The organism is Robertmurraya sp. GLU-23, assembly GCF_052983275.1.
The window spans coordinates 405,909-419,633 of sequence record NZ_JBRKCV010000001.1 but is presented as its reverse complement, the minus strand read 5'-3'; the positions used below and the strand labels follow the sequence as shown (position 1 = coordinate 419,633).

Sequence of the window (13,725 nt, the reverse complement as noted above, 5' to 3'; positions counted from 1 at the left end):
TCCTTAAAAATTGTCATGGATGATTTCGTCATTCTTTAGGCCAACCTTAAGATAAACAGTAGTTCCCTCTCCTATTTCACTATCAATCTTTAATCCATATTCTTTTCCATAATAAATCTTCAATCGTTCATTAATATTTTTTAAAGCATAACCATTTTTGTTAATATCTACTACATTCATGTCAAATCCCTTTCCTGTATCACGAATAATGAAAAGTAAGCCTTTCTCGACCTTTGTGCCTTCAATCATAATAGTACCGCTTTCCTGATGTTCCAACCCATGGTAAACAGCGTTTTCTACAATTGGCTGTAACAGCAATTTAATGATACTTTCTTCCATGATTTCAGGTTCAATTGTAAATGAGTAGTGGATTTTATGGTCAAAACGAATATTTTGGATATCCAGATAACTTTTAACTTGTTCTATTTCATTCTTTACAGAGGTAATATGATTTCCATCATTTAAGGTAAGTTTAAAGATTTTTGACAAGTTAATCGCAATTTTTGCTATTTGTTTCGCTTTTGCCTTCTCTGCCATCCAATAAACGGTGTTCAACGTATTATATAAAAAATGCGGATTAATGTGGCTTTGCAAAGCTAATAGTTCTGCTTCCTTTTCCTTGATCTGTGATTTATATAACCTTTTTGTTAAATCGTTATTCCAATTATAAAGGTGCACAATCTGTTTCCCAATCTCTCCAAGTTCATCCTCATTATTAAAATCAATACCCACTATTTTCTCTCGTTTTTCCATTTTTTCTGTAACCAGGCGCAGCAAACTTAACTGGTTTGTTATTCTCCTCGTTATAAATAAAGCAAAAATTAAGGAGATAATTAATGCAATGACTAATAGTGAAATCGTTACCAGTCGAAGTTGGTTAACCTCGTGAACAATATTTTCATAGGGGATCATACTGACGACATCCCAATTTGTTTTCTTGTTTGTATGAACATTAAAGAAATATCGTGTTCCATTGATCACTTTTTTACTTGTTCCACTTTTCTCACGACTTTGAACGATTTCGGCTACCTGAGAGGAAGAGAAACGATTGCTGCTTGAAAACAGAATTTTATCATCATCCAATATTAAAATATCGCCTGGTGGATTACTATTTTTAAACATATTTTCAAAATAAGATCGATCGAGATCGATCAGGACAATCCCATTTTGTTCCTTCGTTCCAAGATCTCGAATATTTCTTCCATAAAGTAAAGATTGATTACTATCTTTCACAAGTTCTAAATTACTGCCATTGAGCCATTCACCCTGCCACTGACTATGGAGTAAACGCGGATAGATATTGGACTTTTTTATCGCTTGATAAATATCATGTTTCATATTCCGTTCACCGCGGTTGACTTTCAAAAAGCTGTGATTTTCATTCCCAACGTAAATCGCATTGATATAGGGGTTATTTACCACGGTAATATTATTCAAATTTTCTAGAGATGCCGTTTCTAATCTATATAACTTTGCATCTGTTTTTTTATAGGTTAAATAAGACTGTATTTCATTTGATAGAAAGATGTCATTCGATAAATTCTCTACATTGCTTGCAAAAGCATTAATATTCCAATCGACAATCGTTAAAAAGTTATCAATCGTGGTAGACACTTTATTTTCTATTACTTTACTAAAATAAATGAACGTTATAGGACCAATAACAAGTAAAGGGATTAGTGCTGAAAACAGTGCTAACAAGATAATCTTCCGCTTAATTGGAGATTCCATGAGTCTCATTAGTTTATCCATTATGCTTCTCCAGTTTATAAAGTGGTTTTAACTAAGTTTCTCTCTATCAATGTAAATTTCCTCTTTTTCAACATTATACCCTATCAATGTTTCTTTTTTGGCTGATGTCAACACTTTTGTCCCATTTCCTTTGCTACTTCAAACTAAAAAATTCCACAATTCTTTCACAAGTCGTTCCTTGATTATGTTCCTGGCGTTGGAGTGGCTCTAAATGCATTTACATTCTTGTCCATTACAACCTGTGCATCACTCCCCGAATCAAGAACCGTATTTTGAAGCGAATCTTTTTCTACCAATACTGTTGTTACGGTAAGCGGCTCTGATGCTTTGGTAGTCAACAAAGCTTCTACTTGCGCAGAGAAACAAGAATCACTTATCTTGGCATGAACCTCCGTGGCAACAACATGATTATTAGAAATATAATTTCCATTCCCCGAAACAAGACGTATGATTACAGGTGTTGCACCTACCGGCTTGATGTTCTGAGTATTAATGACTTCCGAAAAGTGATTAGCAATTACAGAATTATTATTGCCACTGATATAGAGGAGACCATACAAATCATCTAAACCATTGTCTATTCCCAGAAAAGGAGTCCAAGGTTCATGGTCACGTAAAAAGTGATTTGCAGAAACCAAGTTTTCAGAACAATTTCCCCTGAATACCACCATTCCTGGATAAAATGAATGAAGTCTATTATTTGTGATACTAGAACGTGTCACACCATCAAAATAGATACTGCTCGCACCTCGTGGAAAAACATTATTCGCTGTAATCAAAAGTCCACCAAAATTTTGAGCGTAAATAGAATATCCTTTAAATCCGGCTCCTATCAAGTTATCGGTTATTTTTGAAGCCTGACCCCAACCTCGTAGTTCTATACAGTTACCACATTCAGCTATGAAATTATCATGTATAGTCAGAGCATCTGCATGATAAATAGTAATTCCATGCTCTAAATACACAAACCCCATGCCTGTAATCCGAAATGAGTCACAAGCACTTGCAACATAAATACCCGTTTTCCCGTTAGTGTATGTGTTTTCCGAATTTTTTTCTCCTGAACCATCTTCAATAAAATGCAAACCATCAATACAAAAGTCAGAAAACTCTACCGAACTTATTCGGGGATTTCCACTTCGTTCAACATAAAATGCAGCTCCTTTATATTCCTCGTCATTTACTTCTAGGGGAATATCTACGAGTATGCGACTTCCTCCCGGCCACAATTCATGCAAATCCGCCCATTCATTCTCAGAAGTATTAAAACGAATACTCGAAGATGTAAACCCGTGTCCAGAACCCATAATTTTAAGGTAACTGATGTCTATAACTACTTGACTTCCAAGATGATAATCTCCCGGTGGAATATAGATAACCGCACCCGGCTTTCCTCCTTTATTCACATCAGTGTCCGTTTGCCTATTTTTAATATCTGCTATAATGCTATTGATTACCTCACCAATATCCTCATACGGATTACCAACAGGCCACTCTGTTACGTCGTAATAATTTTTACTAGCCATAAATAAATTCTCCTATCAATTTAGTATGCTATTCATAGACTACTTTTTCCTTAATTCAAGATTAAGTCGTTATTCTTTTACTGCTCCTAAAGTCATGCCACTTACAATATAACGCTGTACGAAAAAGGAAAATATCATAACAGGCAAACTAAATGAGATGGCCGCAGCTGTCATTGGCCCTAAATCAAGATTATAAGCAGTTAAAAATTCTGAAATTCCTACTGTCGCCGTTTTGGCATTCGTACTGGTCATGAGTAACGAGAACAAAAAATCATTCCAAGCTAACATAAAAGTAAAGATAGCAGTCGTTGCCAGTCCAGGGAGTGACACCGGAAGAATAATTCTGATAAAGGCCCCAATCCAGCTGCATCCATCCACCCTTGCTGCTTCATCAAATTCCTTTGGAACCGAGTCAAAAAAACCTATCATTAACCAAATGGCAAATGGGACATTTAAGCTGGTATACACCAAAATCAAGGCAAAATGGGTATCAATCAAGCCCATACTTTTTACAATCATATACATCGGAATCGCGATACTAATCATTGGTACCATTCTAATCACTAACGTAAATAACAAAAAGTAACTTCCTGTTATGGAAGAAAACCTAGAAATTCCATAAGCAGCCATCGCACCAAAGAATACGCTTAAAATGGTGCTGGCACCGGCCGTAACTAAGCTATTTAGAAAATACTTTCCTATAGGCAAGTAATCGAACATTTTCCTATAATTTTCTATTGAAAATTTCGAGGGCCATAAAGTCGGTGGTACAGTCACTGCCTCGGCGGATGGTTTCAATGATGTTAATAGCAGATAGAGATACGGACCTAAGAATAATAAAGCCAGTAAACAGGTGACTACCACTACAATCAGCGTCCATATTTTATGTTTAAAATGAAAACTAGTAAGCCAAACTGGTTTTTCAACAATCGTTTCTTTTATTGGCGTGTGAGCCATGATCTATTTCACCTCTCCTTAAGAATGTCATCTCCTTGGTGACCACATTTTTGTAATGAAGAAAGAACTTAGGACTAATAAAATGATGATAAAAATGACGGCCATGGCACTTGACTGCCCCACTTCTCCATATCGGGTCAATGTCTTATACATATAGGTACTTAGCAGCTCGGAAGAAAAACCTGGTCCTCCTTGCGTTAGCACCCACACAATATCAAATGTTCTTGCAGCATCAATAATACGAATTAGTAAGGCTACGGTTGCGACTGGGATAAGAGAAGGAAAAGTAATGTAACGGAACTTTTGCCATATATTGGCCCCATCCATATCAGCAGATTCATATAAACTAATAGGAATTCCTTTAATACCTGCTAATAGAACGAGCATAATGAAAGGAGTTGTTAACCAGATGTCTGCAATAATCGTAGAATAGAGTGCAAAACGTGAGTCTGATAACCAGAGTATTTGATGCGGGTCAGAAAGTATTCCAAGTTTATAAAGCCCCCAGTTGATAATGCCGAATTGATCATTAAGCATAAATTTCCAAATTATTCCTGTAACTAAAGGTGCCAGCATAAGCGGGCTTAACAATAGAGTCCGAATAAATTGGCTTCCTTTAAAAGCATGACTGAGAAGCAAAGCAAGGATAAGCCCTAAGATAAACTCGATACCCACCGCTACTCCTATATATACCACTGTGTTCCAAAGGGCCTTTAAAAAACGTTCAGAAGTCAACGAGTTTGTATAGTTTGCAAAACCGACAAATTCTCGTAATGTAGGATTAATGATATCAATCTTATAAAAACTGTCTCTAATTAAAAGAAAAATTGGATAGACCAGAAATACCAACATAAAGATCCCCGCAGGAAAGAAAAAGATCGTCGATAATGCCCCATTTTTCAGTCTCAAGAAAACCGCTCCTTTCTATCAAAATGTTATTTTTCAGAACCTTTTCATTGAAAAAATAGTCCAATGAAAAGGTTCTATTTAAACATATTATTTTACTGTGGCGGTAATAAATCTTTGATTACATCTGCTGCCCAATCAAGTGCTTCTTGAGGGGTTTTTTCACCGGAAAGTGCATATTGCACGGCTGGAATGAGTGCTTCACTTTCAATTTCTTGCCATTCCTTAATAGCAGGTCGATTTTGTGTTTGTGGTCCGCTTAATGTCGTCATAAGCGGTTTCAAATGTTCATAGCCCTGCTTCGTGCTATAACTTTCAAATACAGATTTTCTCGCTGCTACGCCCAATGATTTCATAAATAGTTCATTCTTTTCATAAATAAAGTTGAGGTACTCCTTGGCGACTTCCTGTTTTTTGGAAGAACTAGGAATAACCTGATACCATGGACCTGGGACAGCACCTATTCCTGCCCTGCCGCTAATCATTGGAGCACTTCCAACTTTTCCTGCTACCTTTGATTGTTTTGAGTCATTTGAAGGGACATAAAAGTGACCCCATGCAAGCATCATCGCAGATTTTCCATTCCAAAATAGCTCAGAAGTTTCAGCAGATGCCATTTCAAGTGCACCTGATGGAACCGATTGATCCTTTTTCAAAAGATCAACTAAGAATTGTAAAGAATCAACATACGGTTTCGTATTGACGAGAACTTTGCCTTTATCACCAACTACCAATGGTTTCGCACCTGCTTGGGCTGCATGATCAAGCCAGCTGGCTACCGCATCTCCATTGTTCGCACCAAAGACCGTTGTTCCGTACATATCCACTTTTCCATCATTATCGGTATCTTTAGTAAAAAACTTGGCAACATCACTATATTCATCCCATGTTGTTGGTGGATGAAGCTCATATCCATACTTTGCTTGGAAATCAGTTTTGTTCTTTTCATCTTCGAAAAGATCTTTACGATAGATTAAATTTTTGGCGTTCGTCCATACCGGCATTCCATAAACCTTATTCTGATAACTTCCGCCTTCTACTAATCCTGGGAATAAATCATTTTTAAGGTCATCTGTCATGAGATCTTCTAACGGTAAAAGTCCGCCAGCTAGAGCAGGAAACCAAAGTATATCGATGGTTGCAACATCGAATGCTCCTGCCTGTGAAGCTACCTCAGCCTTAAGTTTGTCATAGACTCCGGTATAGGGAACGGATTCAATTTTAACTGTATAGCCTGTTTCCTCTTTAAATTCCGCAGCGGTTTCTTTTGCTACTTTAAAGGCCGGGCTTCCTCCTTCAACAAGCACCGTAATCGTTTTGTTATCACCTTTTGCTTCGGAACTTCCTGTTTTTTCTCCCGAACAACCCGATAAAAAGAGAGATGATACTAATAATAATGAAACAATTGATAGGATCCCTTTTTTCTTCACCGCAACAAACCTCCTAATTATTAAATAAATTATCTAACCCACAAACTAATCTTCGGTCCCTGTTCCATGAAGCGATGGCGGCCATTCTTCCACATCAATGAAGAACATGTCATCACCCTAATGGGCTATCAGGCTACTATACATTCATTGATTATTCTCCTCCATTGTTTCTATTCTTTTTCAAAGATTTGATAGCGGTTACATTTTTGAAGTAAAAATGATTAACTTTTATTTCCTTTTGCCCCCTCTAAGATTTTTGTAAATCCTCTTTACACTTTTATTGTAATAATTAAGGTGTTTTAATAAAATTCTAACTTTTTTAGAAACGGTTATATATATTTAGAACTTTTTCAATAACAAACATCCCAGAATAATTAGAAGCTTGGTCCACTTTTTTTCGATGAGGTGACAGGCACTGGGCATAAGAATAATTACTTGCTTATTAGATTACATTTTTCATTCATTTATTTTTTCGTAAACTTAGTCTATAATAAGGGTAGATAATCGTATATTAAAAATAAGCGCAGTGCTGATAACACTACGCTTACTCTGACAACACATAATCGCAAAAGTGTGCGTTTGGCATGAACTTAGTATTCTCTAGAAGTAGAGCCCACCTGTCCGCCAAGACCAGGGTGGGTTTTACTTTTTTATTTTTTCAATCAAAAGTATGATTAGAGTAACCAGCGCAATCATAAACATCGCTGTATCTAAATCCACGATTATCTCCCCCCTCCACGGAAGGATCAATCGCCCCACCCTGCTTTAAGCAATTGTCTTCTCTATTATTTCACAACGGATATAGGTTTTTTCTTCCAGTAGAGTTAAACTTTTCAACCATTCATGTCTCACAAATGGAATCAATATGCATCGTAAGGACACGTATCATTTGGTCTTCATGAAGCCGCTCTCTTTCCAACAGCGCATGGAGGGCTAGTCCATCTACCAAAGCGTAAAGCCTTTCCGTTTCAAACTCCAAATCAAGGTTCTTCTTTAATATCCCCACTTGATTGAGTGAGCTTATCAAATGCTTTATGGCATAAAAAATATCAAAGCTCAATTCTTCAAATAGTTCCTTTTTGTGTCTTGCATGGAATGTAAATGCAAACCACACCTCCATTTCTGCCATCGTATCTGTGTTGGTCGGAACCATTTCCAACAAGATTTGTAAAACCTTTTCCTTTGGAGGTAAATTGCTCATTGCAATCCTTGTAATCCGGTTGGTTGCCTGCTCTTTTACAAGCCCTGCTGCAAAAATGAGAAGTTCGTCCTGCGTGGTGAAATAATGTCTTAGTGCTCCCAAAGAAACACCAGCTTCCGCAGCAATATTTCGGACCGAAGCACCTGTCATTCCCTTTTCTAAGATCACTCTCCATGTTGCTTCAGCGATTTGTTTTCTTCTTTTTTCATGATCAATTTGTTTAGGCATGTTCTTATTTTATCAATAAAAAAAACAAATCTCAATTTTTATAATACAGTTGTATTAAATAGAATTGTATGTTAAATTTTGTATAATACAACTGTATTAAAAAGGAGAGAGCAATGAACTGGATCGTTTGGACGATTATTATTTGTGAAATTGGTTTTTGGGTGGTAATTCTTGCTGGGTTAGTCTCAAGGTACTACTTAAAAAGGAAATACTCGGACTATTTTTTCTTGCATTAACACCTTTAGTAGATTTAGTTTTACTAATTGCAACAGGGATGGATTTATACAACGGAGCAATAGCGACAATAGTTCATGGCTTGGCTGCAGTTTATATAGGAGTTTCATTGGCATACGGTAAAGGGATGATTAAGTGGGCTGACGAACGATTTCAGTATTATTTCTTGAAACAGGGTGAAAAGCCGCATAAGAAATATGGGAAAGATTTTGCCCTTCATAATATAAGAGGCTGGGGAAAGCATGTAGTCGCGTACTTAATTGGGATTACTCTTCTTGGCACGGTTATTTACTTAGTAGACGATCCAAGCCGTACCGAGTCCCTTTTAACGGTTATAAAGATATGGTCACTAGTTTTAGGGATTGACCTTATCATTAGCTTAAGCTATTTTGTATGGCCGAGAAAGCAATCCTCAACCAGCAAAAGCATGTAACATATCCAGTTAACTTTTAACGATTCTCTTTAAGAGAATCGTTTTACATTTTATGACCTGTCATCAGATGCCTTCTTATTTCAAATGTTTTACCAACACCGTGTATAGACAGCTAGTAAGAGAGAAAACTAATTTTTAGTAATTAATAAAGGTGGGAGCTTTTTTGGGGGTAAATGTACTGTGGATTACATTAGCATTTTGTGTTGGATTGATTATTCTAAATGTGCTTAATACTGTTTTAGTGGAGCGGATGAGTAGTGATGTGGCTTTTGCTATTACTGGGATGGTACTTCTTGTTAGTGGTATGGCCTATCTCGTTACTTGCGGAATCATGCTAGAAGCATTGTAGGGGTATCATTTCCTCTTAAACAGGAGTTCCGATCATTCAGAACTCCTGTTTAAGAAATGTTACCGTAAGAGCAATGAGTTATTTAACACGGAACTAGAACAATGTATTAATGAGTTTTCAAGAAGAAAGTTTCTAGATCTGCTTTAAACACTATAAATATAGTAAGCGACCACGATGGGACCAGACTCAAAAAAAAAGCCCACAGAAGATTTGACCCTAATACCCCTCCCCTGTTTCCGTTCATAAAGTTTTTTACTGTTCTTTCTACGTCCCTAACCATATTTAATCACCTAACTTCTATACATGGTATTTCCATTACGTTCTGATAAAAGATTAAATCACAACAGTACTCGTTAGCCCTATTTTTTCCATATTGCAGTTGCCCATGAACCAATAAAATCTCATAATGCGCTTAGTAATTCCATCATCTTTTATACTCCCCTTTTCTAGTTATCTATGTTACGTCCCAAATGAAAAAGGTTTCGTTCTTTTACCTTTAACCTAGAGAGAGTGTATTATTTGTTCTTTCCAATTGAAAAGGTATAATCGAAATTATAATACTTATAAATAGAAGGGTGTTTAAATGTCCTTATTTCTTATGGTTTCTACTTTATTAGCTATCAGCATTGTGGTCTGGCTTCTGATCTTTATTGATGCAAAGATCGGGCTTCAGAGAATCGATCGTCTCGAAAACGAACCTACTTCTCAGGGCGGTCCTTTAGTGTCCATTATTGTTGCGGGACGTAATGAGGAAAAAGGTGTAAAAGAGAGCTTACAAAGTCAATTTTCACAGAATTATGGTCATTTGGAATGGGTTTTGGTGAACGACCGATCCACGGACAACACTCCTAACATTATGAACGAGATGCAGTCTGCAAATAAAAATGTAAACGTTATCCACATCACTGATCTTCCACCAGGATGGTTAGGAAAGAATCATGCGTTGTTTGTTGGCGCTAAGCAAGCAAGAGGAGAACTTCTCCTATTCACGGATGCAGATGTCTTATTTCATAAGGAAGCAATCGGAAAAGCGGTACATTATTTTATGAAATATGAGCTGGATCACTTAACTGCTGCTCCCAATTTACGAGGCCAGCGAATTTGGTTAAATAGCTTTATCGCCTTTTTTATGTTTGGATTTTCTTATTTTAAGCGTCCTTGGTTAGCTAACAATCCTCGTTCTAAAGTAGGAATTGGAATTGGAGCGTTTAACTTAGTGAGAAAAGAAGCGTATAAGAAGCTAGGAACTCACGAAGTAATAAAAATGCGTCCGGATGATGATTTAATGCTCGGGAAAAAGATGAAGGAAATGGGTTTTAGACATCGAATGGTCACCGCACTGACTCTCCTTGAGGTAGAGTGGTATTCAACAGTAAAAGAAGCACTAATTGGTTTAGAGAAAAATACGTTTGCAGGGTTACATTACCGAATTAGTATGGTAATGTTTGCGATCTTCGGAGTGTTTGTGTCACAGGTCCTCCCCTTTTTTACTCTATTTTCCTTTGAACCTATCTTAATCTATTTAAGTATCGGTAATATTTTTTTACTCGCATTGATTTACTCCATGATTATTAAAAGAATGACAACATATTCACCATGGATGTTTCTCCTCTTTCCTTTCACAGCTTTATTATTTATCTATTCCATTATTCGTGCTAGCTTCCTTACCTTTATAAGAGGGGGAATCGTTTGGAGAGGGACAAAATATCGTTTAAAAGATTTACGGGATAATGAGGCGTGATTTTTTCCAAATATAATGTTTCTTGCTATACTGTATATATTTAGGATACCGAAAGACTAGGAGGATATAAATGGAAAACAAACTGTTTAGTACTTATACCATCAAGGATGTAACATTTAAAAATCGAATTGTCATGGCACCAATGTGCATGTACTCAAGCCATGAACAAGACGGACATATCCAAGACTGGCATCGCACACATTATATTAGTAGAGCAGTTGGGCAGGTTGGCCTTATTATATTAGAAGCAACTGCCGTTACACCTCAAGGAAGGATTTCTTCATTTGATTTAGGCATTTGGAGTGACGAGCACATTGAAGGTCTTAAGGAACTATCAGACGGAATGAAGGCTTATGGAGCAAAGACAGGCATCCAAATCGCTCATGCAGGCAGAAAAGCCGAATTAGAGGGTGATATTCTTGCTCCATCAGCGATTCCATATAATGAGAAAATGAAAATGCCAAAGGAAATGACACTTGAAGAGATCCGTGAAACGGTATTGTCTTTCCAATCAGCTGCTCGTCGTGCAAAGGAAGCTGGTTTTGATGTAATTGAAATCCACGCAGCACATGGATATTTAATCAATGAATTCCTGTCTCCTTTATCCAATCACCGTACAGACGAGTACGGCGGCTCGCTTGAAAATCGCTATCGCTTCTTGCAAGAAGTCATAGATGCAGTAAAAGAAGTGTGGAGTGGCGTGTTATTCGTACGTGTATCAGCCACTGATTGGACTATAGGCGGCTTACAAGTAAACGATTATGTAACGATGGCAAAATGGATGAAGGAGCAAGGTGTAGACCTCATTGATGTGAGTTCGGGAGCAGTTGTACCTGCAAAAATTCCAACTTTCCCAGGTTATCAAGTTCCATTTGCTGATCAAATCAAACAAGATGCTCAAATTCCAACAGGTGCAGTTGGCTTAATCACAAATGCGCTACATGCAGAAGAAATCTTACAAAACGAACGTGCAGATCTAGTTCTTTTGGCTAGAGAGCTCCTGCGAGACCCATACTGGCCAAGAACAGCTGCAAAAGAGCTTGGTGTGGATTTAGAATCTCCTGTTCAGTACGGTAGAGGCTGGAATTAGTATCTGAAAAAAAATCGGGACCGAAAACGGTACCCGATTTATTTGTGTACAGAAATAGATATTTCTTTAAAATCATCGGCGATTTCGGTATTCGAAAACACTTCTCTCGCTTCCTCCACATGTAATTGGGAAGCTCTTTTGTCATATCTAGAGCTGATATGAGTAAGACACAGTTGTTTCACGCCAGCCTCTCGTGCGACCTGTGCTGCTTGTGTAGTCGTTGAATGAAAATAATCATACGCAAGCTGTTCCTCTCCCCTAGAAAAAGTAGCCTCATGGATAAGAAGATCAGCATTTGAAGCAAGTAAATAGGCGTTATCACATAGTCTTGTATCACCTAGAATCGTTACAATCCTTCCCTTTATATCTTCACCACGAAACCTGGAAGAATCAATGATGGTTCCATCATCTAAAACAACGTTTTCCCCATCCTTAATTTTTTTATATAAAGGACCCGGAGGGATATTTGCTTCCTGTAGCTTTTCTACTAATAAAGAGCCTGGGCGATCCTTCTCCACGACTCGATAACCGTATGATGGAATTCCATGCTCCAATTTACGTGCTTCAACCTTGAACTGCTCATCTTCAAATACAATCCCCTCTTCAATCTCTATAATCTTTAGAGGATACTTTAAATACGTTCCGCTTACTTGCAAGGAAACATCGATATAATCTTTTATCCCCTTAGGGCCATATACCGTAACGAGTGACTCTCCTCCTTGGAAGGATCTACTGGACAATAAACCAGGTAAACCATATATGTGATCGCCATGAAGATGAGTAATAAATATCTTTTCAATGCGGCGTGGCTTAATAGAGGTATGTAAAATTTGATGCTGAGTGGCCTCACCGCAATCAAACATCCAAATTGTCCCTCTCTCATCCAACAGCTTCAGTACAAGAGAGCTTACGTTCCTAAGTTTTGCCGGAACCCCTGCCCCCGTACCAAGAAATAAAACATCCATATGATACGCTCCTTTATGTAAAAAAACCGACGTCATCAAAGACATCGGATTACTAGCATTCTTACTATCACTATACCATATCTGTAACGAGATTCTTACTATATATGCAGATCTCTCTTTTCATAAGCGATAAAGGTATAGAGTGTCATAGCGACAACTAATAGGACGCTAACTATTATATATATTACATCATACCCGGTGCCGCCAATGATGAGCTTTGCCTCATAATATTTGAAAGGAGTGAAGACAGAAAGAATCTCCAGATTTTCGTTAAGGTCAATAGCCATTGATAAGAAAAAGGCAATTAGTAACACTGCTGTAGAAATGCTTGCAGCCCTCTTAGGATGCTTAATGCTAGCTGCAACTGATGTTCCTAAGGATAAAAATAGGAGTTGCAGGATAAACATACCACCCATCAATTCAGCAATCTCTATCAGATACGACTCACCTGTCTTATTATAATAATCCACCATCAAGTGAGAAATCAAAAAAGTGACGGAATTTAGTACAATAATAGCGACCAAGGATGCCATCCATTTTGAAAAGATCACCTGTTTTCTAGAGATTGGTTTTGCTAATAAAAATTCTGCTGTTTTATCTCTTTCCTCTTTTGAGATAATGTTCGCACCTAACATCACAGCATGAATCGTGGTCATAACAATCAAATATAAAAACAAAATACCATAATAACCGCTTACAGTCGTTAAATCCAACGAACCTGTTCCCATAATGGCCTGCATGGCCTTTGGCATACTAGCCATGAGGTCATTAATAGACTGACCGGAAGATTCTGTTGCTCCGTACTTACTCATTCCCCCAGCTATCATTGCAAAAATTCCTAGACACCAAATAACGAGTGACTTTTTTAGTGCTTTTAACTCTCTAATAAATACATTCACCTTAACCCCTCCTT

Annotated in this window: 11 protein-coding genes and 1 pseudogene; 4 read left to right on the top strand and 8 right to left on the bottom strand. The window is 37.4% G+C overall.

The genetic code is table 11. The features are described from left to right. Positions 1-3: 3 nt before the first annotated feature. The 6 genes from ACVBAX_RS02095 to ACVBAX_RS02070 all read right to left on the bottom strand — a co-directional run bounded on the left by ACVBAX_RS02095 (position 4) and on the right by ACVBAX_RS02070 (position 8,000). Entirely contained in the window at positions 4-1,752 is a 1,749-nt protein-coding gene (locus ACVBAX_RS02095; protein WP_447115698.1) for a cache domain-containing sensor histidine kinase, read from the bottom strand. A 182-nt stretch (positions 1,753-1,934) separates the two neighbouring features. Continuing rightward, positions 1,935-3,278, bottom strand: coding sequence for a NosD domain-containing protein (locus tag ACVBAX_RS02090; protein ID WP_447115697.1), 1,344 nt, complete (start codon positions 3,276-3,278; stop codon positions 1,935-1,937). Between the two features lie 69 nt (positions 3,279-3,347). Then, positions 3,348-4,235: a carbohydrate ABC transporter permease gene (locus ACVBAX_RS02085; RefSeq protein WP_447115696.1), complete on the bottom strand. Its 888-nt coding sequence runs from the start codon at positions 4,233-4,235 to the stop codon at positions 3,348-3,350. A 27-nt stretch (positions 4,236-4,262) separates the two neighbouring features. Beyond that, the gene (locus ACVBAX_RS02080) at positions 4,263-5,144 is read right to left on the bottom strand and encodes a carbohydrate ABC transporter permease (RefSeq protein WP_447115695.1); all 882 of its coding nucleotides are present in this window, start codon (positions 5,142-5,144) and stop codon (positions 4,263-4,265) included. A 92-nt stretch (positions 5,145-5,236) separates the two neighbouring features. Further along, positions 5,237-6,571, bottom strand: a complete 1,335-nt coding sequence (locus tag ACVBAX_RS02075; protein ID WP_447115694.1) for an ABC transporter substrate-binding protein — start codon at positions 6,569-6,571, stop codon at positions 5,237-5,239. An 841-nt stretch (positions 6,572-7,412) separates the two neighbouring features. After that, the gene (locus tag ACVBAX_RS02070) at positions 7,413-8,000 is read right to left on the bottom strand and encodes a TetR/AcrR family transcriptional regulator (RefSeq protein WP_447115693.1); all 588 of its coding nucleotides are present in this window, start codon (positions 7,998-8,000) and stop codon (positions 7,413-7,415) included. Positions 8,001-8,113: 113 nt separating this feature from the next. Here ACVBAX_RS02070 and ACVBAX_RS02065 point away from each other — a divergent pair. The 4 genes and pseudogenes from ACVBAX_RS02065 (at position 8,114) to namA (ending at position 11,847) form a co-directional block, all read left to right on the top strand. Continuing rightward, positions 8,114-8,667: pseudogene (locus ACVBAX_RS02065) on the top strand (hypothetical protein). A gap of 163 nt (positions 8,668-8,830) precedes the next feature. Continuing rightward, a complete protein-coding gene (locus tag ACVBAX_RS02060; protein ID WP_447115692.1) occupies positions 8,831-9,016 on the top strand; it encodes a hypothetical protein in 186 nt (61 codons plus the stop codon). A gap of 583 nt (positions 9,017-9,599) precedes the next feature. Next, positions 9,600-10,757: a glycosyltransferase gene (locus ACVBAX_RS02055; RefSeq protein ID WP_447115691.1), complete on the top strand. Its 1,158-nt coding sequence runs from the start codon at positions 9,600-9,602 to the stop codon at positions 10,755-10,757. Positions 10,758-10,827: 70 nt separating this feature from the next. Further along, the gene (gene namA, locus ACVBAX_RS02050; RefSeq protein WP_447115690.1) at positions 10,828-11,847 is read left to right on the top strand and encodes an NADPH dehydrogenase NamA; all 1,020 of its coding nucleotides are present in this window, start codon (positions 10,828-10,830) and stop codon (positions 11,845-11,847) included. 38 nt (positions 11,848-11,885) lie between these two features. Here the strand turns inward: namA and rnz are convergent, their stop codons facing one another. Further along, complete coding sequence (gene rnz, locus ACVBAX_RS02045; RefSeq protein ID WP_447115689.1) at positions 11,886-12,812, bottom strand: ribonuclease Z; 927 nt, start codon at positions 12,810-12,812, stop codon at positions 11,886-11,888. Positions 12,813-12,910: 98 nt separating this feature from the next. Then, entirely contained in the window at positions 12,911-13,711 is an 801-nt protein-coding gene (locus ACVBAX_RS02040; RefSeq protein WP_447115688.1) for an ABC transporter permease subunit, read from the bottom strand. Between the last annotated feature and the right edge of the window lie 14 nt (positions 13,712-13,725).

Coding starts and splice junctions, on each gene's coding strand:
- ACVBAX_RS02095 (WP_447115698.1), bottom strand. CDS start 1,752: ATGGATAAACTAATGAGACTCATGGAATCTCCAATTAAGCGGAAGATT.
- ACVBAX_RS02090 (WP_447115697.1), bottom strand. CDS start 3,278: ATGGCTAGTAAAAATTATTACGACGTAACAGAGTGGCCTGTTGGTAAT.
- ACVBAX_RS02085 (WP_447115696.1), bottom strand. CDS start 4,235: ATGGCTCACACGCCAATAAAAGAAACGATTGTTGAAAAACCAGTTTGG.
- ACVBAX_RS02070 (WP_447115693.1), bottom strand. CDS start 8,000: ATGCCTAAACAAATTGATCATGAAAAAAGAAGAAAACAAATCGCTGAA.
- ACVBAX_RS02055 (WP_447115691.1), top strand. CDS start 9,600: ATGTCCTTATTTCTTATGGTTTCTACTTTATTAGCTATCAGCATTGTG.
- namA (WP_447115690.1), top strand. CDS start 10,828: ATGGAAAACAAACTGTTTAGTACTTATACCATCAAGGATGTAACATTT.
- rnz (WP_447115689.1), bottom strand. CDS start 12,812: ATGGATGTTTTATTTCTTGGTACGGGGGCAGGGGTTCCGGCAAAACTT.